We start from the raw sequence: 22,202 nt of genomic DNA on the forward strand, positions 1-22,202 counted from the left end.
CAATGTTTGGAGGTGATATTATGAACGAACTCACAATTGGTATTATCATCTTTGTAGTGCTTGTCTTGTTTGGCATTGCCAAGAGCATGATAGGAAGTGCGAAGAACAAGGTCGTATATTCTGATGGCTGGCAAGGCACACTACACGAATACAAACGTAGCCAGTCAATAAACAAAGGTAGTGAGACAAGTTTCTCCTCCAAAGCCCAGATTGAAGAAGTCATTGAGGCTCTACAGATGCTCAAGGAAAAGTTTGGCATAGACAACCCCGAAGAGTATATAGACCTGCACCTAAAAACACCGAAGAGAAAAATCACATTGACCGGAGATGGGCCCCTCAAAGAAAACCAGTGGACAACCAAGAAAGAAAGGATAAATATAGACTATCTCAAGTCTCTGCTTGATATACCGGGTCCCGACCTTAGCCACATAGGTTTTCATAATATCCTTATCACAGATACACTTCAGATGCTCTTCCAGACCAGTGGGGGCTGGAAAAAAGTCACATATGAGCTAACATACGACCTTTTCAATTTGCCCAGCTTTAATGGATATGAAGTCCTCTCTAAGATAGAAAAGAAACTTGAGAAAGGAAAAACTTACATCAAAGAACCGGGCAAACCTTACATCACGGATTTAGATCCCCTATTTAGCAAGGTAAAGGTAAAATATGAAGACGCCTACTAATATAGTTTCTCTATAGACACAAATGTATCAGACACCTTAGAGTTTGGTCCCATATCGGAAAGCTCTATGTTGATGAGGGAAGCCAGTTGACTTCCCCAGCTCCCATGAAACATCCTCAGTACACCGGGTACAACATCATCTGATATGCGGGCAGTGGCCACCATCTGCCCGCTTTGGTTTTTCAGCAAGACCTTGTCCCCATCTTCAATGCCCATGGCCTCTGCATCATCGGGAGAGATAAGTACTTCGTCTTCTGTCTGCCTAAACACCCAATACTGGGAGTGGATACGGTACTTATACGACGGTGTTAGAAGCATGAACTTTTCCTTTTCTATATGAGGCCCTATGTACTTTTCTATCTCCTGCCACTGTGGGGAAATGGGCTCTTTTCGTGTATGGATATCTGGTAGAGGTGCATAACCTATTTCCATAAGCATATTTATATCAACACCGGCTTTCCCAAGAACATGCTCTATAACATGCCAGTCTTCTTCATACAGCTCTGGCTGAGTAAGTCCTAACCTATGTGCAATCTCTCTTGCAAAATCCATATTGTTTATGGCATGCTCTGGAGGAGTGTATATTCTGCTGTTCAGCCCCACATACCTGTGGCCATAGGATATCATGACATCTTCATACTCTACAGATGCAGCAGCGGGAATAATAAGGTCGGCATACCGTGCCGTATCTGTCATAAACAGCTCATGAACGACGGTGAAGTTAGAAGGTCTTTCCAACACATCGGCTATAACATGACCTTTAGGCAAGGTGTTCACAGGATTGGCATTCATGACAACAAATACAGTATCTTCCATATCCTTTATATGCTCTGCCATCTGGGTGAGACTAAACACCTCACCAGTAGCAAGGTGTCTTCCACTGACATAGTCTGTGTCTATACCGTAAGCCGGCCTATCGTAGTAAAAGAGTGGCTTTCTATGAGTAATATATGGAAGGAGAGATATGAGTCTAACAGCCATACCTCCGCCTTCTCTCCTCTGGAAACCATATCCCATAAAGATAAACGGCTTCTTGGCATTTTTCATAGCATGAGCCAGCTTTCTGACATCGTCATATCCTAAACCTGATATACTCTCAAGCTCGTCTATAGAAAGGGGAATATCTACAGGTACATGATAGCCCTCATCTTTCAGCACAAGCATTATCTGAAGAGCCAGTGCTACATCTCCACCGGGGTTTATCCTGACAAGTTCAAAGTGCTTTGCCGTTTCATTGTGGAGCACATCTACAACAAATACCTTGCCCCCTGCCCGTTTTGTCTGCAAAGCATATGTAAATGCATGAATCGATGTCTGTTCTACATTGGCCCCCCAGATAATAACGAGGTCTGAACCTTTCATGTCACCAATATCCATACCATAGCCTATTTCCCACGACTGTCTAAGGCCCTCAGACCCTGCCTCGGCACATATATCCCATCTTATATCTGGAGCACCAAGAACATGAAAAAGCCTATGATGAAAACGACGAGACAGGAGCATCATATTGCCAGAATAGTCTATGCGTATGGTGCGGGTATGTCTCTCTATCTGTCTTGTCACTATATTCAGTGCCTCATCAAGAGACACTGCCCCCCAGCCATCTCCCGTTTTGAAGAGAGGCATTGTAATTCTATCTTTGTGCTTTGCGGTGTTCAGAAGAAACTGAGATTTCGGACATGTAATACCATCGGTACCGGGATGGTCCCTACGGGGAACAAGTACATCGTCTCTATACACAAACTGGCATCCATCGAAGCAGTTGCGAGGACAGGTTACATACTTCACTCCTTATGTTTCCTCCTAACAAAAACTGCCGACAAAGCATTCTGCGTATATAACATGAGAATGACAGGCAAGAAGAGAAGCACTACAATAAGTGGTATTGTGAGAAAATTCAGCGCCTTCACAGCCACAGAAAAACCCACGAGGAATATCAGGGCAACGGTGATGGCAAGTCCTGTCTTCTGCACAGATGCTATTTTTCTCTTTATCTGCTCAAATTCTCTATCAACTTCATCTATTATGGCAATACCCTCATCGCCTAGCTCTTCTTTTAAAATGGCATATGCAACAGACTTAATATCTTTCTTTCCTGCAGCGGTAAACTTATTGTATATCTTACCCATTATAAGATCAGCCTGTTTCTTGCCAAGCTTATCTTCCAACACTTCCCACAAGAGAAGCATATATGTGCGATAAAGTCTATCATCTTTCACCGCCATCACCTCTACAACCATTATAATAGTGATAAAGAAAAATCTATAAGGAGGGATTGAAGTGGAGAGGTTAAGATTTGCACCATCTCCCACAGGATACTTACATGTTGGAGGTGCCAGAACGGCACTATTTAACTATCTGTATGCCAAAAAGGTGGGAGGCACATTCATTTTAAGAATAGAAGACACAGATCCAGAGAGGTCGAAACCTGAGTACTCTGAACAGATTCTCAGGTCTATGAAATGGCTAGGTCTTCACTGGGATGAGGGGCCATATTACCAGTCTAAGCGCATGGAAAGGTATAGAGAAGTTGTGGGGTACCTTCTTGATAATGGACTTGCCTATGAGTGTTTCTGCACACCTGAGGAGCTTGAGGCTCGCAGAAAAGAGGCACAGAAACAGGGTAAACCCTACAAATATGACCGTCGATGCCTATATCTGTCTGAAGAGGAAAAGGAGAAACTGAGGGCTGAGGGTAGAAAACCTGCCATCCGTATTAAACTACCCGATGAAAATCCTGACAGAGAAATCAAGTGGCATGACCTCGTCAAAGGTGATATATCCATCAAGATATCTGAGCTTGATGACTTTATCATTGTACGTTCTGATGGAACACCAACATACAACTTTGCCGTCGTTGTAGATGACCACGACATGGGTGTCACCCTCGTTATGCGTGGAGAAGACCATATCTCCAATACACCAAAGCAGATTATCCTTTACGAGATACTGGGTTGGGATGTGCCTAAGTTTGCACACATACCCATGATTCTTGGTGAAGACAAGACAAAGCTCTCTAAGAGACATGGTGCAGTATCTGTAGAGGAGTATAAGAAGCAGGGCTACCTTGCCAAGGCCATGTTTAACTTCTTGGCACTCCTTGGTGCTTCCTACGAGGAGAACAGAGAGGTTTATGAGCCCGAAGAACTTATACAGCTTTTTGATATAAATAAGATTACATCCCACCCTGCTGTGTTCGACCACGACAAACTAAGACACATCAACAGGGAACATCTCAAGAGACTGTCTCTTGAAGAACTGAAAAAGGAACTTGAGCCATTTATGGAGGAAAAAGGCTATCAGTGGCCCGACAACTGGGAAGTTGTGCTTGAGCTTCTCAGGGAAAGGGCATATACCCTTCTTGACTTTGTTGACAAGGGAGATTTCTTCTTCACAGATGACTTCCAGTGGGATGAAAAAGCTCAGAAGCAGTGGGAAAAGGGAAAAGATATGGTGCCAGCGCTGGCAGACCTTGCCGATGCATTTGAGGCACTGCCCCAGTGGAATGCAGAAAACATCGAGCAGGCTATGAGAGATGTGGCAGCCAAAAAAGAGTTTAAGCCAAGAAAGTTCTTCCCTATTGTCAGAATAGCCGTATCTGGAAAGACCGTTGGCCCTTCTTTGTTCCATATGCTTGAGGCTATGCCCAAAGACACCGTCGTTAGAAGACTAAGAAAAGCTGCATCGCAAGTGTAAATATAGTTATCTCATCATCTTCAGGAAAGGGGTCCAGATGGGCCCCTTTTTATTTTTTGTCCCACATATCGGGACAAAGCGTTTCAAAAAGTGGGACAACATAAAAACCTTCATGAAAACCTTTGTAATACAATACTTATAGAGGTGGGGGTTATGAAAAAGCTTTTCTGGGTCATTTTCATTGTCATGTTTATTTCATTATCTGCATGTTCGCAGGGGGTGGATAATATGAAAACGCTGAGTGTATCACTTGATTTTCAGAGGTTTCCCCGTCAGTATACATGCGATGGGGCAGATATATCTCCCAAGATACATGTTGGGAATATACCGGGAGGCACAAAGGCACTGGCTATTATTATGGATGACCCAGATGCCCCGGTAGGCACATGGGTACACTGGGTAGCATGGAACATCACACCAACATCTACCATACCCGAGGCAGTGCCCAAGACAAGAAATGCCGTAAAAGATGGTATATCTTTCACGCAGGGCATCAATGATTTTCATAAGATAGGCTATGGAGGACCTTGTCCACCAAGGGGCCATGGGGACCATCACTATCACATTAAGATATACGCCCTTGACAGCACATTAAACTTATCGGGCAATGTTACCAAACAGATGCTTGAAAAAGCCATGAAAGGGCATATTCTTGCATGGGGTGAAGCTATAGCCGTATACAGCAGATAGCACTTTGTCCCCTAATCTCGGACAATGTGTCCGAAAAATCAGGACAAGAGAAAAGGGGCGGGCATATACCCGCCCCTTCTTATTACTGAAAAAATATTATTCCACCTCTTCAGCCTTTTTTATCTCTGTTTCATCTACACCCGCTTCAACCGCCTCACGACGTTTAGCGGCAATCTGGGTTTCTATATCCCTCAGTTCCTGCTCCAGTTTCAAAATTCTTTCAAGAAAGTCGTCAAGCACAGGTTCCAGTGCGTGGGCATCACGCTTATCTCTATATAAAGACATAATGGTTTCACCGGCATCTTCATATGTCTTTTTCATAAGGGTAAGCACCCTCTTTTTCTCCGCTGTAAGTTTTGCTATATCTGCAAGTACTTTCATTTTCTGACCTGCTGTTTCAGCGGTTTTCTTGATGTTGTCCATTAGCCCCATGACCACCACCTCCAAATGTTATTTTAACACCTTTGCAAAATCTTTTATAATCTCGGCCACGGGCTTTATATCCCATATACTACCTGCCGACTGCCCTATCATATACATCCCACCGTCAGGATCCCCATCCTCTACGGCTCTGCGGAGTGTGCCACGGGCAAGCTGCTCAAAAAGCTTTTCGTCACCTTTCATCTCAGCATCTAGTAGTTTGCGGGCAAGAGCATTTTTATAGAGTCGCATACCATGTCTAAACCGATAACCTACCTCTACAGTAGAACGTTCATTTGCCTTAAGTACAATTTCCCTATATGTATCACTGACAGGTGCCTCCTCAGAGGCAACAAAGCGTGTACCCATTTGGATACCAGCAGCACCAAGCACCTTCATAGCTTGGGCAGCCTCGGGCACACCAATACCACCGGCAACGATAACAGGTACCTTCTTTATCTTCTGCAGGGTAGCCGTTAGAAGCGGAAGAGTTGACACATGGCCTATATGTCCTCCTGACTCTTTGCCTTCAACAACAACACCATCTACCCCCATACGCTCCATACGAACAGCCAGAGAGGCTGAACCGACAAGGGGAAAAACCTTTACACCATGTTCCTTAAGCTCTTTAAGGAATGGCGCCGGGGAACCAGCCCCCGTGGTGACAACAGGAACCCCCTCTTCTATCACCACTTTTATCTGATCCTCTATATAGCCCATAAGAAGCATGAGATTGACACCGAAAGGTTTAGAAGTCAGTCTCTTCACCTTTCTAATCTCTTCTCTCAGCTCCTCAGGCTTCATACCGGCGCCACCTATTATGCCAAGCCCCCCCGCTTCTGACACAGCTGCCACAAGTGGAGCCTTTGCCACATGAGCCATACCACCCTGAAATATAGGGTATTCTATACCCAATAGGTCGCAGATATCCACCTACTCTCCCTCCCTCACAAGTACCCTAACTGTAGCCTTTGCACATACTTTACCATCTTTTTCTACCTGTCCATCTATAGTATAAAGACCTGCTTTTAGTGGTGTCGCCTTTGCATTTATCTGCAGCCGATCACCAGGTCTGACAATCTCTTTAAAACGTGCATTCTTTACATCTGTAAGAAGTGTAACGGGATTATGAAACTCTTTATCCATTAGATGATATACAAGAATTCCACCAACCTGAGCTATCATTTCAACAAGGAGCACCCCCGGCATAATGGGATTACCGGGAAAATGACCCTCAAATATCGGCAGCTTTTCATCTACAGTGTAGTATCCTATTATTCCATCTTCTGTTAGCTCATAGTCATCAACAAACAGCATGGGCCACTTGTGTGGTAAGGGTATCTGCTTCATGTATCATTTCCTCCTTATTGCAAGATATGTAATGGCTGCAGCCGTTGCAGCACCTCCTATAACACCTGTTATGATACCAATACCTGTAATAAGTTTTTTCTTTCTATATCGCTCTTCTTCTTCTTTTATTCTAACAGCTTCTCTCCACTGCCTGCTCTTGGGCTTATGAGTATACCGCGAAAGAAGAGCCAAGCTACCAAAGAACTCTTGCCACTCCTCATATTCCGCCCTTGCTTTAGGGTCTGTGGCGATAAGTTTCTCAATACGCATCTCTTCTTCAGGAGTCAATTCTCCCCTGATAAACTCTGCCATCTTCATGCCTTTTTCCCCCTTACCCACATGGCTTTCAGATGTTTTCTTGCCCTGTGAAGAATGACCCTCACATTACCGGGTGAAGTGCCTATCATATCGGCTATCTCTTCAAACGTGTAGTTATAGACATCTCTTAGCAGTATGACAGCCCTCTCCCTATCTGGCAACCTCATAAGCAGGTCTTCTATCTCCAGATGTATATCGGGAGACGGTGTGCTAAGATACCTCGGCAGGCTATATGTGCTTTTCCTATGCCTCAGCATACGCATAGATTCATTAACGGTAATGCGATAGAGCCATGTCCACAGGGACGATTTGCCTTTGAAACCTTTTAAATGCTCCCACATCTTGAGGGCAACATTTTGCAGCACATCTTCGGCATCTTCTTTGTTTCCTACAAAGCGATATGCCAATGTATATATATCCCTTTCAAATCGGGCAAACAGCTTCTCAAATGCCTCTACATCGCCTTTTTTAGCCCGTTTGATAAGGTCTTTTTCATTCACTCTTCCCACCTCTTAAAGATAACAGCACTATTGTGCCCACCAAATCCAAATGACTCCTTCAGTGCATATCTAATATCTTTTTTCACAGCCTCATTCGGTGTATAGTTGAGATCGCATTCTGGATCTGGTTCTTCAAAGTTAATGGTTGGTGGTACCATGTCCTCATTGATGGCAAGTATTGTGGCTATAGCCTCAATAGCACCGGCACCGCCAAGAAGGTGTCCTGTCATAGACTTAGTAGAGGATATATGCACCTTGTAAGCATACTCACCTAAAGCCTTCTTCAGCACCTTGGTCTCTGTCGTGTCATTGGCAGGTGTAGATGTACCGTGTGCATTGACATAGTCTATATCTTCGGGCTGGATACCCGCCTCCTCCATGGCAAGCTCTATGGCTTTAGCCTGGGTGTCTGCCTCAGGATTAGGTGCTGTGATGTGATATGCATCAGATGTAGCACCATAGCCCACTATCTCTGCATATATCTTGGCCCCACGCTTCATGGCATGTTCCAAAGTTTCTATAACAAGCACCGCTGCACCCTCAGCCATAACAAAACCATCGTGGTCTTTGTCAAACGGTCTGGAGGCATGCTTGGGATCATCGTTTCTACGAGACAATGCCCTTGCAGATGCAAAACCGGAAACACCCAAAGGTGTCAATCCTGCCTCTGTTCCTCCCACAACTGCTACATCGGCTGTACCAGCCTTCAGTAGCCTATAGGCAAGACCTATGGCATCAAGTGAAGAGGCACAGGCTGTAACTGGTGTAAACGATTGTCCCTTTAAACCGAGTCTCAGCGCTATATTGGCACCTGCCATGTTAGGTATCAGCATAGGTACAGAAAGGGCAGATACATAACGAGGCCCCTTCTTCAATAGAATCTCTTTGTTTTTTTCCAGTGTATCAAGACCTCCCATGCCTGTGGCAATAATGGTTGAAACCCTGTACGGATCATAGTCTTTAATATCTGCATCTTTCCAAGCCTCTTCAGCGGCAACAATGGCAAGCTTGGAAAATCTATCAAGACGGCGAGACTCCTTCCTATCGAAGAAATCTTCATCTTTATAATCCCATACTTTACCACCAAATGTTACAGGCAGGCCCCACTCCACAAGCTCGGGAATGGTATCTATACCATTGGCACCACTAAAAATTCCTTCTTTAAATTTGGCTACACCAATACCAAGAGGGCTCACGGCCCCCATACCGGTAACCACAACACGCATGGTTATCAACCTACCTTTTCTAAGATATAATCAACAACCTTACCGACAGTATCCAGTTTGGGAAGATCCTCATCTGGTATCTGGATAGAAAAGGCATCTTCAATATCCATTGTGAGGTCTACAAGGTCGAGAGAGTCAAGACCAATGTCATCGACAAGCTTGCTCTCCTCTGTAATACCATCTGTATCAAAGCCTCTGTCTTTGAGAATCTCTGTGAGTTTGTTCATGATTTCTTCTCTGGTCATGTTCATCAACCCCCTTTATGTTTTATATTCCCAGTGATGCTCCGCCATCTACGGCAATCGTTTGTCCTGTAATATAGGAAGCTTTTTCTGATAGCAAAAAGCCTATCACCGATGCAATTTCATCAGGTGTTGCTATACGTCTTAGAGGACATCTCTTAATATACTCTTCTTTAATAACATCAGGCAATACCTGTGTCATAGGTGTATCAACAAACCCCGGGGCAACAGCATTAATACGGATATTTTTTCTGCCCATCTCAAGGGCAACACTTTTAATAAATCCGCTCATTGCGGACTTTGTAGCAGCATATATAGACTGCCCTATGTTGCCAGTGATACCAACAATAGAGGACAAGAGCACAATAGAACCGCCACCTCTCCTCATCTTCAAGATGGCATATTTCGTGGCAAGTATTGCACCCTTCAGATTGACATCTACAACATCGTCTATGTACTCCTCTTTATACCTCATAAGGAGGTTATCTTTGGTAATACCTGAGGCATAAACCATGCCATGAACTTCTTTTAGCGAGTCAAAAAATGCCTTTAGAGACTGTCTGTCTCTGACATCTACTTGATACGTAAAGAGTTTGTCGCTTTCTATGTCTGCAAGTCCCTTTAGTCCACTGCGATATGTTGCGTGAACGGTAGCCCCCTCCTCAAGAAGGGCTTTAGTTGTGGCAAGTCCTATGCCACCAGAAGCACCAATAACAACAATGTGCTTGTCATTCAAGTTCAGTTTCAAGTCTCTTCACCTCGTACACCTCAGTTTTCATACTTCTATCTATACGCTTTGTCAATTTGGAAAGCACCGGTTTCGGTGCAAACTCAACAATAGTATCAACACCATACTCCTTCAGTCTCTTCACAGCTCGCACCCAATTTACAGGAGTCTGTATACCATCAAGAAGACCCAATTTCACCCTAACAGGACCAACAACAAACTCATCCTGTGCATTGCTATACAGTGGTATCTCCAGCGTCTCGCCGGGTATACGGTCCACAACCTCTGCAAATTTCTGTCTTACTGGTTCCATAAGTGGTGTATGGAATGGTATGCTGGCAGCATCAAGTTTCCTTACTTTCCAGCCCATGCCCTTGAAAAACTCATAGGCCTTCTCAAAGTCTTCTATAACACCACCAACCAGTGTCTGATTCTCCGCGTTGATATTAGACAGATAAAGGTCTACTGGAGCCATAGGAAGCATAGCCTTCACCTGCTCAAGAGGCTTAAATACAATAAGAATAAAGCCTTCTGGGGCATACCTATCCATATACTCTGCCCTGAGATAGACTGTTTCAAGCATGGTCTCAAAATCTGTTAGTCCACCTACCAAAGCAGCTGTATATTCACCAAGGGAATGACCAAGCACCACATCAGGTCTTTGTCCTTCTTTCATAGCCTGCCTGGCAGCCGCATAGGTATATGCCATTATGCCTACCTGAGCATAAATACTCTTCTTTATTTCATCTTCTGTACCATTTTCAAGCACAGAGAGAAAATCTTTACCCAGTCTCTTTTCTATAGAGGCCTTAATATCCTCTGGCAGATACTTACCTATCTGTGCTATATGACTACCTTGTCCTGCAAATGCCCATGCTACCTTACCCATCACACCCACCCCTTTCTATGTATTCACCTTATTAGATAGGAGGAAGTATGTTATTGTTACACATTACTTACACGGATGCAATGGCTGGTCACTAAGCCCAACATGTCCCCAGAAATCCTCCACATATTTACCGTCAATAGGGCCAGAGGATTTACCCTCTACGGTGATATATGTGCTATCTATGCCAAACTGGGCTGGTATACCAGCAATAGCACACAGGGCTAGGCTTTCAGAGGTGGCACTGGGGTATTTAGGAAACAAAATTTCCTTAGAAAAGTCTATATACACAACACCATCTTTAATTTCCACTTTCTTTACCTTTGTACCACTGGGCAGTACAGGATACATGCCATCAATCTTTACAGGAGGATTGGCAAGATACTCCAAAGCCACCTTTATAAGTGCTTCGGTAGATGTATCAGGAAGCGATGCAGTTAGAGTAACAGTAGCCAGTGATAAATCTTCTCCATTTTTCAGCGTTAGCATATAGAAAGTAATAGTAGCTGTTTTATATGCCTGATAGTTATTAGACTCCACAGAACCAGACGAAGTAATAGACTGTGTTCCACTTCCTGGTTTTGGATTAATCTCCCTTTCACGGGAAAAATGAACGGCAATAACAACAATCATGAGAGCAATAACAAGCAGAGTGAAATATATCCACATACGCAATTTTTTGTTTTTACTCAACTTTAGCACCTCCTTTTATACCCATTTTATTCTACTCCCATATTCCGCATATGAAACAGGTAATATATAAGTAGGAGGTGGCAGTATGCGACTAGATAAATACCTTGTATGGTCTGGATTTGGCACAAGAAAAGGTGTAAAGAAAAATCTCATACGTAAAGGGGCAGTAACAGTTAATGGCAAAGTTGTCAGAGACTCTTCATATAAACTGCAAAAGGGAGACGTTGTAGAGGTATCGGGCGAAATTGTACCTTGGCCTACAGAGCATGTATATATTATGCTTAATAAGCCCCAAGGTGTCATTACAGCCACAGAAGATGATTTCCATGGCACAGTTATGGACCTTATAGACCATCCACTGGTACATAAGATGTTTCCTGTAGGCAGATTAGATAAAAATACCGAAGGCCTACTGATCATTACAACAGACGGCATCTTGGGCCATAGGCTTATATCTCCTAAATATAGGGTGGAGAGAGAATACTATGTAGAAACTGAAGGGAAAATCAATGAAGATATGCTAAGGCAGGCCAAAGAAGAGGGCCTTGTGCTGGAAAAAAGTGGCACACTCATGAAGGTCAAAGACTATGACATCATAGAAAACGAAGAAGATGGTGCCAAACTGCATATGATACTGACAGAGGGCAAATACCACGAGGTAAAACGCATTATAGGTGCCTGCGGAAGCAGAGTTTCTTATCTCAAAAGGCTGAGATATGGGCCACTGACCCTTGATGAAGAGCTTGAACCCGGCCAGTGGCGAGAACTCACAGAAGAAGAAATAGAGGCTCTGAAAAAGGCTGTTGGTATGGCAGAGGAAGAAGAGAAATAGAGGGGGAGCGATGCTCCCCCTTTTTACTTTGACATTACCTGGGCCAGCCCTGCCAATGTAAGACTGACAAACACAGTTGTAACTACCCCATAAATGGCATGCGAAAACCACATACCTGTAAAGAAATAAACGGCAGACACTGTTAAGACATAGGGCAAGATGACATAGTATCTAAGTGTTTCTATCAGCCAAAACACGCTCAGCCACATGGCAAGGGCAAACATAAGCGATAGCCATGGAAAGAAAAACACATAGGTCATTTGGCATATACCCCAGATGGGAAATAGATGACGAAAAACGAGGTCGATAGTAAATGCCAATATTCCCATAACATACCAAGGAATGTGTTTATACCACCTTTTTACAAGTAGCACAATGATTAGCATGGCAACCAGAGTATGTGGCTTTCCCATCCATGGATAACACATCTTAGTCTACCACCCTAAATCTCATATTGACATATATTGGTGCACTAATAACTGCAGTACATGCCGAGTGGCCACTACCTTGCCAATAAATGCCACTACCTTGCCAATAAATTTTAGATGCCACATGCAACCATACGGTGCCATGTATCTGGGCCACATGGTTTTTCTCTGCTCCCATATCGTATGTAGCATAAATGGGAACAAATGATGTATCGGGAATGTAGTTCAAGTTATACCAAAGGGACTCATCTATATTTCCACTGTGCGATAACAATATCGGTAACAAACCATAAGTTTGCAGCTGCATTTCACCGGTAGAGTCTTCAGCCTGCCAGTAAACATAGCTTTTTTCTTTCCTAAGGTTATAAACCGTAGCACTACCAGATATCTTCCCGTCATCTTCAGCGCCAGAAAAAGCACTAATCCACCGAAAATGAGAGGGATTTATAAACCTTTCACTATCTCCAGCTTTGACCCATCCTGTGAAGTCAAGCAATGTATCTTTATATATGCCAAAGTGAAGATTCATACTACTAAAACCCACCAGCTGAGGAGAAAGATATGAGACACCATATGCAGAGGCATATTCAGACATTAACGCCTGGGTCATATCATCTCTGATAAATAGCCCAATACCCACAACTTTATACTCTTCTTGAGAGCTTCTTATATTTACCAGTGGCAAAACCTTTATTCCACCGCTAAAACCAATATTCTTCTCGCCTTTACATGAACTAATACTTGCATTTATATAAGGAAACACAACAGAGTATTTCTTAATAGGTCCGTACACATCATCTGCACTATACCCATGGGGGCTGAGAAAATGACCTTGACTATTTGTCAGAAGCTTATAATTTCCTCCAAGAGAAACCTGTGAAGTTGACTGGGAAGCATACATATTCGCCGATGCCAAATAACTCATTGCCTTATATACACCATTGCCATAACTATCAGAAAAAATGGGGACATAAGAATGTTTGTCTTCATCGAATTGATAGATATTCCACACATAGGAATATGTAACATCACCCAATAGTATCATCAGATTACCTGTAGTTTTGTTATCTTCACTGTAAAAATACATATCATAAAGGGTGCCATATGGGGTGTCATAATGCCATCCTTCATATCGCTTACCATCAATAGTGACACTATCTGGGGTCCCATCGTGAAAGGCTGCCATTTTTCCACTTACATATACAATCCACATATGTCCTCCAATAGAAGATTTTACATGCCTTGCAGAAACAGTAAAACCCCCAAAGAGAAAAATAGACAAGGCAAATACTACTAAACTGAGAATAACACCCCACAACTTTTTATTCATATACATACCCCCATGGGTAAACCATCACACTTCACACATCTTACATTAGTATAACAAAACTTTTACTATAACACAAGTAATTTGAGAATCCACCAATATGAGATTAAGCAGCAGTTATAAACAGCAGGGAGAAAGATTTATACCAAGAAGATAACGAAGTAAACCCCTTACAGTTCCAGCCACATCTCCAAGAGGCCTATACCTTTAACACGGTCTCCTTCTTTTACCCCCCATCGGGGAGATATCATCATGTCTAAGGTAAGGGGTCCTATATCAACAGAAGCATGAAGGTATTTACTCCCCGTAAATGGGTTAATGTCCTCTTTCACCCTTTCTACATGACCTATAAAAACATATTGATTGCGCCAGCCTGTGTACTCTATATATTTATCTATAAACTCCTCAGGCTTATATGTCTTAATAAGATTAGCAAACATCGCACTGGCACTCCCATCTTTCTCTGCCTTCCTAAACTTCTCTTCAAGCTCTTTATTCACAGGTGGCAAAACATCTACCTCTGCTGTCACTATACTCAGCACGGGTATAGAGCTGGGATGCACATGGTATGGTGTCAGAACATCTACCTTAATAGAAACAGCAGGCTCGCTAAGTACCAAAGTGCCAAGAAAAGACTTGGTAGCTTCGTCCCATGTGACATCAAGTCTTTGAGGTCTGTATACATTCCACACCTTGGTAAATGCGGGAAGCATATAGAGTATATCTTCACCCTGTCTGGGTACCACAAGGGCTATGGGATCTTCTCTAAGCACATAAAAGTATATAGGGGCAGGTCGTGCACCGGTTACAGGTAGTGCATTCCATGTATATGGACTGTCATCTCCAAACTTTACAACATGGGGCTTTTGTTTTAAAGCTTCCATTATCAAAGAGTCGGGAGAGCCTGTAAAGCCTCCCGACTCCAGTAGCCACAATAATTCACGGCTTTCGTTTGCCACTATTTAATAACCCCCAGCTCACGGCCAACCTTGGCAAACTTCTCTACTGCAAAGTCAAGGTCTTCTTTAGAGTGGGCTGCAGAAATCATAACCCTGATACGGGCTGTTCCAAGGGGCACTGTTGGATAGACAATAGCCTGTGCAAAGATATCCTCTTCAAAGAGCCTCTTAGAAAACTCCTGTGCCAGTTTTTCCTCACCGAGTATTACAGGGGTAATAGGTGTCTGGCTGATACCTGTGTCAAAGCCAAGAGCCTTCATCTTCTCTTTGAAGTACTTGGCATTGTCCCACAGTCTTTCAACAAGCTCTCCGCTCTCCATCAGCACATCAACAGCTGCCATGGCAGCACCCACATCTGCGGGAGTTGGAGCAGAGGAGAACAGGAATGGTCTTGCCTTCTGCTTGAGGTAGTCTATGATAATCTGCTTACCGGCTGCAAATCCGCCAATGATACCAAATGCCTTGGAGAGGGTACCCACCTCAATATCTACTTTGCCGTGTAGACCAAAGTGGTCAACAATACCTCTTCCTGCCTCACCAAGTACACCTTCACCATGGGCATCGTCTACCATCATAATGGCACTAAACTCGTTGGCTATCTCATACAGTTTGTCAAGTGGTGCAATGTCTCCATCCATAGAGAACACACCATCGGTGACAACAAGCATCCTCTTGCCCTTATACTCTGGAGCATATTCCTTCATCTTTTTATACAGATCATCGGGATCAATATGCTCATAGACAACAATCTTAGCCTTAGACAACCTTGCACCGTCAATGATAGATGCGTGATTCAGCCTATCAGAGAAAATAACATCTTCTTTACCAACAACAGATGGAATAACACCAAGGTTGGCATTGAAACCTGTCTGGAACAGTATGGCAGCATCGACACGCTTAAACTCTGCTAGCTTCTTCTCAAGCTCTACATGTATCTTCATAGTACCGGCAATAGTACGCACGGCACCGGGGCCCACACCCCACTCATCAATATACTTCTTGGCATTCTCCTTCAGCCTTGGGTCATTGGCAAAGCCAAGGTAGTTGTTGGAACATAGGTTGAGAACCTTCTTACCATCAACAACAATCCATGCCCCCTGTGGGCTCTCAAGGGTGCGTATGGTAACATACCTTCCCTCTTCTTTGAGACGCTCAAGCTCTTCTTCCATCCATTTCAGCTTTTCCTCCACCACATATCCCCCCTTTAAAGGTATTTTCATAGATAGTATACCGCATTGGACATACTTAAGTTGTTGCATAAGACACAGAAGGCTGTTTTTCAAACAGATAAGGATTTATATAACCCAGAAGAAGCAATATACCGACAAATACAATACCGCCACCTTCGGGAAACAAACCCATTTCAAATAACAGCAACGATAAAACAGCCACAACAGAGCATATAGGCAGTCTCTTCCAGTAGTGCCACTGAATAGACAAGACAAACAGTCCCCATATAAAGAATACATGCCACAGATAATTGGGCCGGAAATATCCATATTTATAGGCACCATACAGTGCAATAAGAGACATAACAGATGTAATAATACCCAATATAAATGGCAGTGAATACCTCCATCTAAACCACACAACACCAGTTAAACATATAGCAAGTAGAAATATCACACCTGCAACAACGACATGATAAGCCGCATCTTCGGGAAAACAGCAGGAAAATACCATGTGAGAGTGCTCGGCAAGGAGATAAAAGGCCAAGCCCGTGATGACAAACTCCGGATACGACTGAAAATCTATCTGGAAGTAATCAAGAGTAGCAGAAATGATAAATATTGCACTACCCATGTAAGGCAAAATGACAAATGGAAAAGACCAGAGACTATATTTAGTGGGCCTTTTTAGGAGATAGAGCAGAGCCAGTGATAAACCCACAAGCAAAACTCTTAAAGCCAATACCACGACAACACTACCACTAAAGTAATGAGTACCGTGGGTAAAGTCATACCATATTAAGTATAGAGATTTCTCCTGCATAAACAAACCATATGCAAATATGCCAAACACAGGAAATAAAGAACGATAACGCCATATGGCAAATACTATACCCAGCAATATAATGAGCAGAAGCACATTATACACAAGAGAAATCACAAAGAATCTTGCCCTCTGTGCCAACGGAAAAACAGCCATACGAAACCATCGATGTGTAGATAAAGAAACCCACATGCCATCGCCAAACAGAAACATAACAGCAAAACTGATAACAACAAGATTAAGAAGTAATCCTCCAAACTTCTTTTCAGACATACACTCACCCCTTAAAATGTCCCAGATCTACATACTGTTTAATGAAATACAAACCGGCCAGCGACAACCACATAGATAACATAAGGAAATGTTGAAACACAAGAACCGACAGCAAAGCCAAAACACCCAATAAAACCTTGAGACCACGGGGTAGCTTCTGCCAAACATCCATAGCTCCCCACATAAATACAGATGCAAGCAAGATAGCCAAGATTATGCTATACATTGACATAGGTGGAAAAAACACCCATATACCTATATAAGGTAAAAACCAATTGAAAAAGAGCTCCAATGCAAAGAAGGTTACCGACAGTGCAATATAGTTATGCACCTTATCCAGCCAAAAATTCTTCCACAACCATGCAAGCAGTACCAAAAACATTACCGTCTCCACTTTAAACACAAAGGGATGCATAAACACATATCCCCAATCCACCATCACTCATTCACCACCTGAATAGTCCTATCCACATAAAGGGGCATATCAAAGAAAATAGTAGTAATACTTCCATCACTTAAATAGACATCTGCCAATACTCTCAATATGACCACACCTTTTATATGAAACCAAGCCTTATCACCATAATTCCTTATGGCTCCACCTTTCACAGAAACATAGACGGGAATCTTCATATGCCCATATGGACACCTGATATGACCAGCTGGCAGTAAAAACTTCTCCCCCGTATGCAGAAATAGTTTGCCATTTTCCACTCGCCAGTGGCTATCTAAAATAGAAGCACGATATCCATCACCTGTTATCGCATGGTTAAAAATCACATTACCCGCATAGGGAGGGTTAAACATACGGAAGTCCCTTAGGGCATCTTTGTCTGTCACAAATACATCGTTTAACACTTTACCGGTAATGTCTTTGGCCAAGAAGCGAACATTGGCATACTGCAGATACACCCCTTTGACATCTTTAATCGTCTCTATATGGGTATATTTGCTGATCTCCATATTGGTATCTATGCTCATTACAATATCTGACAGTGGCACATCTACAATAAACCCTACTCTGTAGACATCTCGCCCCTTATCTTGCTCATAACCAAAGCGGACAGTAGAAACAGGAATATCAGACAGATAAAGGGAACCTGCCACATCAGCCCATACATAGGTATCATCTGAATAAGGTGGATATGTAGCCGTTGCCACAAAATGAAAATCTATATACTCCATATAATCATTAGAAAGTCTACCGTAATGCTCCGTTATATACTTTTCGGCATAGAAGAAATAATCAGGGTCACGCAGACATAAATCAGGAAGCGAACCAAAGCCACCCCACTCATATTTTCCTTTAAACATCCAATATGAAAGATCAAATTCTCCTCTTCCACATCTGTCAACAAGCACATATTGGAATTCAATGTACATCATATCTTTGTAAATACTTTCATATCTATATAGCATGCCATAGGGAGTGGAAACATACTGCCCTTCTGAGCGTCTATAGCTGTTCCAAGCTACTGCCTTTCCACCAGGATATACCATCATATGTAGTGTGCCTTCTATATCCCCGAGATAGAAGTGGGAATATACCAAAATACCAGATGCCCACCACAGACTCAAAATAATAACAAATACAGAAAGATACTCATAAACAAACAAAAATACTTTCTTCATCGCCAACCCCCATAGTATTATCTGAAACAATATTTAACAAACACTTCATACACAATATAGCATTTAATTAATATTTCTTGCTCTTACATAATATAGCATAAAACTTACACAGCAAACTTCATTGTAGTAAACTACTAAAGGGAGGTGATAGACATGAATGTACTGACAAGAACATTCAAGGAAGGAAGAACAGAGGTTGTTCGTATCGTGGGAGGGGACTTCTTTGAGGCACTTCAGAAAGTGCTAGAAGAGAAAGACATCAAGATGGGTAAGGTATCATTTATCGGCTCTTTTAAGAAGGTCAAAGTGGGATATTACGACGACAAGACACAGTCTTATGTGGGCATTGAATTTAACGAGGGACCATATGAGGTTATTGCCGGTGAGGGTAATATCTCTATGAAAGATGGCAAACCATTCCCCCACATCCATGTGGCACTGGGAGACCATCAGGGTAAGATGTTTGGTGGACATCTCATGGAGGCAGAGGTGCTTCTTGTAGAGATGTTTATAGAGGTGCTCGAGGGTCAGCCCCTTGAGAGAAAACCCGATGAGGAGACAGGACTGACCATCTGGAAATGAAAAAGCTCTGTATCTTCTCTCTCATACTGATACCGGTATTTTGGGGGGCGTATTTGGTACTCAACAGGGCGGTACCATACCCGCCCCCATTTAATCTCTACGGCATTTCTCTTGCCACAGGGGCTATAGCAGGCTATATTGTGTATGCCTACAGGGTAAGAAAACTGAAACTTGACACAAATCTTGCCGATGATCTCGCCCTGTGTGCCATTATCGGTGGTATCTTAGGGGCAAGGCTGGGGTATGTGCTATTTTACGACCCCGTATATTTCTGGCATCACCCACTCGAGATTATAGGTATTGTCGGGGGTAAATTTGTGGGTCTCAGAGGCCTATCTATCTTTGGCACTATCTTCGGAGGCCTTATAGCTGTGCTCATATGTGAAAGGGTAAAGAAAATACCGTGGCATACATTTCTTAGATATCTTGATGCCGTCGCCCCTGGCATACTACTAGGGCAGGCTATAGGCAGGTGGGGAAACTTTTTCAACAGAGAACTGTGGGGATACCCAACAAATGTACCGTGGGCACTTATTGTTCCCCCAGAAAGGCGTTTCTATGAAGGCATGAGCTTTGCTAAGTACAGCACCTTTCACCCCACATTCTTGTACGAGGGCACACTTAACCTCATTGGCATATGCCTCATGCTCTATGTGGAAAGAAAGTGGAAGGAAAAGGGCAAATACTTTCCCGGATTTACAGCCTCTTTGTGGTTCATATGGTATGGCACTGTGAGGTTCATTATAGAATTTGTCAGGGTAGAACCGAAAGTTGTATTTGGCATACTCACAGAGGGGCAGACATTTGGACTTATTGCCGTCATTATTGGAGTGCTCTTCGATATATACATGTGGAAAAAGATAAAGGTGGAAAAACCACAGACGGAAGAATAAAAGAAAGGGGGCATTATGCCCCCAATATCACTTCTTTTCCAGCACCAGCCTTTGAATAGCATATACTAAGAAAACCACCCCAGCAAAGGACAACATCATAAAAACATGGGTATGTGCTCCCCCAATAACCAACAAGACAATAAACACCGATTTTATCCATTTATCGCTATTTGCCAACCACCCTACCCACGACCACAAAGCAATGTAGAACACAAAAACTGATAGAAACAACAACACAGTATTTATAGGTGGAAAATATATCCATACCCCTATAACAGGCAAGATATACCACGAGATTATATCTAGCACCGATAATGCAAGCACGACATGCCACCATCTTACATAGTGTCTTAAAGATCTAACAGTGTATAAGACAAGCCATAGAATGAACACCGATTCGATGTTAAACAAATAGGAATGCATAAAAATAAAACTCCAGTTAGTCATTTGGCACCACCACATTAAAAATCTGTTTTACAGGAATGGGTACATCTAGCATCATTGACGTTGTAGACCCATCATTCCAGTGAACATCTGCATATACCCTAACAAGCACATTGCCCTCAATATAGAGGAGTGCCTGGGGGGTATAATTGGGAACAGTCCACGCTACACTGGCATAAATAGGAATCATAGGCAAATCGTTCGGTTTATAATTGGGCAAAGACCAGCTATAAATGTCGTAATATGATGGTGAAGCAAGCTGTAGAGGCATGGAAAACAATCCCCCTGTGGTTAGCTGCGCATGGGTTCTATCAACACTCCAATAAGAGGTATAAACAGGTGAAAAATATAAACTTTCCACAGTAGATGTTACCCCGGTAGTAGTTAAGGTAATAAAGGACACCGCTGTTTTAGCCGTTGTGAAACCTGCCATAGGCGGATTAAATAACTCACTGTTTTCTAAGTTATCACCTCCAAATAGAAATGCATTATCTATATAACTACCGAGATTTGTATCTTTGATCTTCCAAGTCATACTGATACTCTTTACATATGTGCGGGATATCTCTATATCCTTTACTAAGCTGTATGGGAAATTTTCCAAGCTATATAGTACCCTTTTCAACTTATCCTTTCTAACAATAATCCCAGAACCAACAGCCAAAGCATTAAAGTTCCCCTGATATATTTTCTGTATAGGCTGTACTCTAACGCCATCTTCCACATGTATACTTTGATAGTAATTCTCCGTACCACGAACATCGTATTGTATAAGTACATCTGTATCAGGGGCAAGTTCTGTTCCCGCCTTGATAGGTTCAACATCCTCTAAATTAGCATCCTCAGAAAAAGCAGCTTCCTTATTCATTGGAAGATAATAATCGTCATTCGAAGAGAGCAAACTCCCACCATATAATCTATCTTGCTTGGTGCCATCACCATGCAACGATAGTTCGGCCTTTTGCAGTAAATTCTCTTTCTTATGGTAGAAAGCATTTAAAATATAACTTTTTCCAGCAAACTCATATAGCTGCCATCTGTAGGCAGTTCCGTGAGGACCAACCAGAACTTCTAACCATTGAGGACTGTTAAAAGAATCATTCTGGAAGAAATACAAAGTTCCATAAGTGGTAGCAGCATATCCCCCTCGAAAGTAGATATTTCCCACAGTGGCTACAGCCTTCCCATCGTCTAAGACTGTAATGTAAATATGGTGCTTATCAATAACCAATGGAATTTTTATATCTCCAAATTCTTGAGGAATCGACACCAACAACATTAAAACAATAACGATAGATAAGATGCCCCCCATCCATTTCTTCATATAATGCAATCCCCTTTTACAATTTTCTAAAATTAGGATAGCATAAAAACCACATATAAACATAAATGTCAACAAGACTAATA

The 22,202-nt window shown here is 42.6% G+C and carries 27 protein-coding genes; 6 read left to right on the forward strand and 21 right to left on the reverse strand.

What is annotated here, in order from left to right; all coding sequences use genetic code 11:
• Positions 1 to 20: 20 nt before the first annotated feature.
• Positions 21 to 686 (forward strand): hypothetical protein, encoded by a 666-nt coding sequence (locus GM182_RS06690; RefSeq protein WP_449186332.1) that lies wholly within the window; start codon positions 21 to 23, stop codon positions 684 to 686.
• On the opposite strand, the gene GM182_RS06695 is transcribed toward GM182_RS06690, so the two are convergent.
• Together GM182_RS06695 and GM182_RS06700 are read right to left on the reverse strand one after the other, a co-directional pair.
• Complete coding sequence (locus tag GM182_RS06695; protein ID WP_449186333.1) at positions 683 to 2,473, reverse strand: molybdopterin-dependent oxidoreductase; 1,791 nt, start codon at positions 2,471 to 2,473, stop codon at positions 683 to 685. The genes GM182_RS06690 and GM182_RS06695 overlap by 4 nt on opposite strands.
• Positions 2,470 to 2,904, reverse strand: a complete 435-nt coding sequence (locus GM182_RS06700; RefSeq protein ID WP_449186334.1) for a hypothetical protein — start codon at positions 2,902 to 2,904, stop codon at positions 2,470 to 2,472. Before GM182_RS06700 ends, GM182_RS06695 begins: the two co-directional genes overlap by 4 nt.
• Before the next feature lie 61 nt (positions 2,905 to 2,965).
• On the opposite strand from GM182_RS06700, the gene gltX reads away from it, so the two are divergent.
• On the forward strand, positions 2,966 to 4,381 hold the full coding sequence (gene gltX / locus GM182_RS06705) for a glutamate--tRNA ligase (protein WP_449186335.1): 1,416 nt from the start codon (positions 2,966 to 2,968) through the stop codon (positions 4,379 to 4,381).
• 228 nt (positions 4,382 to 4,609) lie between these two features.
• On the forward strand, positions 4,610 to 5,071 hold the full coding sequence (locus GM182_RS06710) for a YbhB/YbcL family Raf kinase inhibitor-like protein (RefSeq protein ID WP_449186336.1): 462 nt from the start codon (positions 4,610 to 4,612) through the stop codon (positions 5,069 to 5,071).
• Between the two features lie 96 nt (positions 5,072 to 5,167).
• On the opposite strand, the gene GM182_RS06715 is transcribed toward GM182_RS06710, so the two are convergent.
• The 10 genes from GM182_RS06715 to GM182_RS06760 all read right to left on the reverse strand — a co-directional run bounded on the left by GM182_RS06715 (position 5,168) and on the right by GM182_RS06760 (position 11,433).
• On the reverse strand, positions 5,168 to 5,503 hold the full coding sequence (locus tag GM182_RS06715; protein WP_449186337.1) for a hypothetical protein: 336 nt from the start codon (positions 5,501 to 5,503) through the stop codon (positions 5,168 to 5,170).
• 18 nt (positions 5,504 to 5,521) lie between these two features.
• Positions 5,522 to 6,424 (reverse strand): nitronate monooxygenase, encoded by a 903-nt coding sequence (locus GM182_RS06720; RefSeq protein ID WP_449186338.1) that lies wholly within the window; start codon positions 6,422 to 6,424, stop codon positions 5,522 to 5,524.
• Positions 6,425 to 6,841 carry a 3-hydroxyacyl-ACP dehydratase FabZ family protein gene (locus GM182_RS06725; RefSeq protein ID WP_449186339.1) on the reverse strand — a complete coding sequence of 139 codons (417 nt, stop codon included), beginning with the start codon at positions 6,839 to 6,841 and terminating at the stop codon, positions 6,425 to 6,427. It abuts the gene before it with no gap.
• A gap of 3 nt (positions 6,842 to 6,844) precedes the next feature.
• Complete coding sequence (locus GM182_RS06730) at positions 6,845 to 7,159, reverse strand: hypothetical protein (RefSeq protein WP_449186340.1); 315 nt, start codon at positions 7,157 to 7,159, stop codon at positions 6,845 to 6,847.
• Positions 7,156 to 7,659, reverse strand: coding sequence for an RNA polymerase sigma factor (locus GM182_RS06735; protein WP_449186341.1), 504 nt, complete (start codon positions 7,657 to 7,659; stop codon positions 7,156 to 7,158). The genes GM182_RS06730 and GM182_RS06735 overlap by 4 nt, the downstream gene beginning before the upstream one ends.
• Entirely contained in the window at positions 7,656 to 8,885 is a 1,230-nt protein-coding gene (fabF, locus tag GM182_RS06740) for a beta-ketoacyl-ACP synthase II (RefSeq protein ID WP_449186342.1), read from the reverse strand. The genes GM182_RS06735 and fabF overlap by 4 nt, the downstream gene beginning before the upstream one ends.
• Before the next feature lie 5 nt (positions 8,886 to 8,890).
• Positions 8,891 to 9,130, reverse strand: coding sequence for an acyl carrier protein (locus GM182_RS06745; RefSeq protein ID WP_449186343.1), 240 nt, complete (start codon positions 9,128 to 9,130; stop codon positions 8,891 to 8,893).
• Positions 9,131 to 9,152: 22 nt separating this feature from the next.
• Positions 9,153 to 9,875, reverse strand: a complete 723-nt coding sequence (locus tag GM182_RS06750; RefSeq protein ID WP_449186344.1) for an SDR family oxidoreductase — start codon at positions 9,873 to 9,875, stop codon at positions 9,153 to 9,155.
• Positions 9,856 to 10,743, reverse strand: coding sequence for an ACP S-malonyltransferase (locus GM182_RS06755; protein ID WP_449186345.1), 888 nt, complete (start codon positions 10,741 to 10,743; stop codon positions 9,856 to 9,858). Before GM182_RS06755 ends, GM182_RS06750 begins: the two co-directional genes overlap by 20 nt.
• A gap of 63 nt (positions 10,744 to 10,806) precedes the next feature.
• Complete coding sequence (locus tag GM182_RS06760; RefSeq protein WP_449186346.1) at positions 10,807 to 11,433, reverse strand: GerMN domain-containing protein; 627 nt, start codon at positions 11,431 to 11,433, stop codon at positions 10,807 to 10,809.
• Between the two features lie 85 nt (positions 11,434 to 11,518).
• Here GM182_RS06760 and GM182_RS06765 point away from each other — a divergent pair, with 85 nt between their 5' ends.
• Entirely contained in the window at positions 11,519 to 12,265 is a 747-nt protein-coding gene (locus GM182_RS06765; RefSeq protein WP_449186347.1) for a pseudouridine synthase, read from the forward strand.
• Between the two features lie 23 nt (positions 12,266 to 12,288).
• On the opposite strand, the gene GM182_RS06770 is transcribed toward GM182_RS06765, so the two are convergent.
• From GM182_RS06770 to GM182_RS06800, 7 genes are all read right to left on the reverse strand, one after another.
• The gene (locus tag GM182_RS06770; protein WP_449186348.1) at positions 12,289 to 12,693 is read right to left on the reverse strand and encodes a hypothetical protein; all 405 of its coding nucleotides are present in this window, start codon (positions 12,691 to 12,693) and stop codon (positions 12,289 to 12,291) included.
• Between the two features lies 1 nt (position 12,694).
• Positions 12,695 to 14,023, reverse strand: a complete 1,329-nt coding sequence (locus GM182_RS06775) for a hypothetical protein (RefSeq protein ID WP_449186349.1) — start codon at positions 14,021 to 14,023, stop codon at positions 12,695 to 12,697.
• Positions 14,024 to 14,190: 167 nt separating this feature from the next.
• The gene (locus GM182_RS06780; protein ID WP_449186350.1) at positions 14,191 to 14,979 is read right to left on the reverse strand and encodes a hypothetical protein; all 789 of its coding nucleotides are present in this window, start codon (positions 14,977 to 14,979) and stop codon (positions 14,191 to 14,193) included.
• Positions 14,979 to 16,148, reverse strand: a complete 1,170-nt coding sequence (gene kbl / locus GM182_RS06785) for a glycine C-acetyltransferase (RefSeq protein WP_528085274.1) — start codon at positions 16,146 to 16,148, stop codon at positions 14,979 to 14,981. The genes GM182_RS06780 and kbl overlap by 1 nt, the downstream gene beginning before the upstream one ends.
• 76 nt (positions 16,149 to 16,224) lie before the next feature.
• On the reverse strand, positions 16,225 to 17,244 hold the full coding sequence (locus GM182_RS06790) for a hypothetical protein (RefSeq protein WP_449186351.1): 1,020 nt from the start codon (positions 17,242 to 17,244) through the stop codon (positions 16,225 to 16,227).
• Between the two features lie 4 nt (positions 17,245 to 17,248).
• A complete protein-coding gene (locus GM182_RS06795) occupies positions 17,249 to 17,686 on the reverse strand; it encodes a hypothetical protein (RefSeq protein WP_449186352.1) in 438 nt (145 codons plus the stop codon).
• Entirely contained in the window at positions 17,683 to 18,876 is a 1,194-nt protein-coding gene (locus GM182_RS06800) for a hypothetical protein (protein WP_449186353.1), read from the reverse strand. Before GM182_RS06800 ends, GM182_RS06795 begins: the two co-directional genes overlap by 4 nt.
• A gap of 153 nt (positions 18,877 to 19,029) precedes the next feature.
• Here GM182_RS06800 and GM182_RS06805 point away from each other — a divergent pair, with 153 nt between their 5' ends.
• Together GM182_RS06805 and lgt are read left to right on the forward strand one after the other, a co-directional pair.
• Positions 19,030 to 19,458 carry a PPC domain-containing DNA-binding protein gene (locus GM182_RS06805; RefSeq protein WP_449186354.1) on the forward strand — a complete coding sequence of 143 codons (429 nt, stop codon included), beginning with the start codon at positions 19,030 to 19,032 and terminating at the stop codon, positions 19,456 to 19,458.
• Between the two features lie 53 nt (positions 19,459 to 19,511).
• Positions 19,512 to 20,351, forward strand: coding sequence for a prolipoprotein diacylglyceryl transferase (gene lgt, locus GM182_RS06810; protein WP_449186355.1), 840 nt, complete (start codon positions 19,512 to 19,514; stop codon positions 20,349 to 20,351).
• A 27-nt stretch (positions 20,352 to 20,378) separates the two neighbouring features.
• On the opposite strand, the gene GM182_RS06815 is transcribed toward lgt, so the two are convergent.
• Together GM182_RS06815 and GM182_RS06820 are read right to left on the reverse strand one after the other, a co-directional pair.
• Complete coding sequence (locus GM182_RS06815; protein WP_449186356.1) at positions 20,379 to 20,774, reverse strand: hypothetical protein; 396 nt, start codon at positions 20,772 to 20,774, stop codon at positions 20,379 to 20,381.
• Positions 20,775 to 20,790: 16 nt separating this feature from the next.
• Complete coding sequence (locus GM182_RS06820; protein WP_449186357.1) at positions 20,791 to 22,119, reverse strand: hypothetical protein; 1,329 nt, start codon at positions 22,117 to 22,119, stop codon at positions 20,791 to 20,793.
• Positions 22,120 to 22,202 lie beyond the last annotated feature (83 nt).

Origin of the sequence: Zhurongbacter thermophilus (assembly GCF_026184435.1) — a bacterium.
Lineage (GTDB): Bacteria > Coprothermobacterota > Coprothermobacteria > Coprothermobacterales > JAADFF01 > JAADFF01.

Excerpts from the sequence above, each read along its gene's own strand:
- GM182_RS06690 (WP_449186332.1), top strand. The coding sequence starts at position 21 with ATGAACGAACTCACAATTGGTATTATCATCTTTGTAGTGCTTGTCTTG.
- GM182_RS06710 (WP_449186336.1), top strand. The coding sequence starts at position 4,610 with ATGAAAACGCTGAGTGTATCACTTGATTTTCAGAGGTTTCCCCGTCAG.
- GM182_RS06715 (WP_449186337.1), bottom strand. The coding sequence starts at position 5,503 with ATGGGGCTAATGGACAACATCAAGAAAACCGCTGAAACAGCAGGTCAG.
- GM182_RS06725 (WP_449186339.1), bottom strand. The coding sequence starts at position 6,841 with ATGAAGCAGATACCCTTACCACACAAGTGGCCCATGCTGTTTGTTGAT.
- GM182_RS06730 (WP_449186340.1), bottom strand. The coding sequence starts at position 7,159 with ATGAAGATGGCAGAGTTTATCAGGGGAGAATTGACTCCTGAAGAAGAG.
- fabF (WP_449186342.1), bottom strand. The coding sequence starts at position 8,885 with ATGCGTGTTGTGGTTACCGGTATGGGGGCCGTGAGCCCTCTTGGTATT.
- GM182_RS06745 (WP_449186343.1), bottom strand. The coding sequence starts at position 9,130 with ATGACCAGAGAAGAAATCATGAACAAACTCACAGAGATTCTCAAAGAC.
- GM182_RS06755 (WP_449186345.1), bottom strand. The coding sequence starts at position 10,743 with ATGGGTAAGGTAGCATGGGCATTTGCAGGACAAGGTAGTCATATAGCA.
- GM182_RS06765 (WP_449186347.1), top strand. The coding sequence starts at position 11,519 with ATGCGACTAGATAAATACCTTGTATGGTCTGGATTTGGCACAAGAAAA.
- GM182_RS06770 (WP_449186348.1), bottom strand. The coding sequence starts at position 12,693 with ATGTGTTATCCATGGATGGGAAAGCCACATACTCTGGTTGCCATGCTA.
- GM182_RS06775 (WP_449186349.1), bottom strand. The coding sequence starts at position 14,023 with ATGAATAAAAAGTTGTGGGGTGTTATTCTCAGTTTAGTAGTATTTGCC.
- kbl (WP_528085274.1), bottom strand. The coding sequence starts at position 16,148 with ATGGAAGAAGAGCTTGAGCGTCTCAAAGAAGAGGGAAGGTATGTTACC.
- GM182_RS06790 (WP_449186351.1), bottom strand. The coding sequence starts at position 17,244 with ATGTCTGAAAAGAAGTTTGGAGGATTACTTCTTAATCTTGTTGTTATC.
- GM182_RS06800 (WP_449186353.1), bottom strand. The coding sequence starts at position 18,876 with ATGAAGAAAGTATTTTTGTTTGTTTATGAGTATCTTTCTGTATTTGTT.
- GM182_RS06805 (WP_449186354.1), top strand. The coding sequence starts at position 19,030 with ATGAATGTACTGACAAGAACATTCAAGGAAGGAAGAACAGAGGTTGTT.
- GM182_RS06815 (WP_449186356.1), bottom strand. The coding sequence starts at position 20,774 with ATGCATTCCTATTTGTTTAACATCGAATCGGTGTTCATTCTATGGCTT.
- GM182_RS06820 (WP_449186357.1), bottom strand. The coding sequence starts at position 22,119 with ATGAAGAAATGGATGGGGGGCATCTTATCTATCGTTATTGTTTTAATG.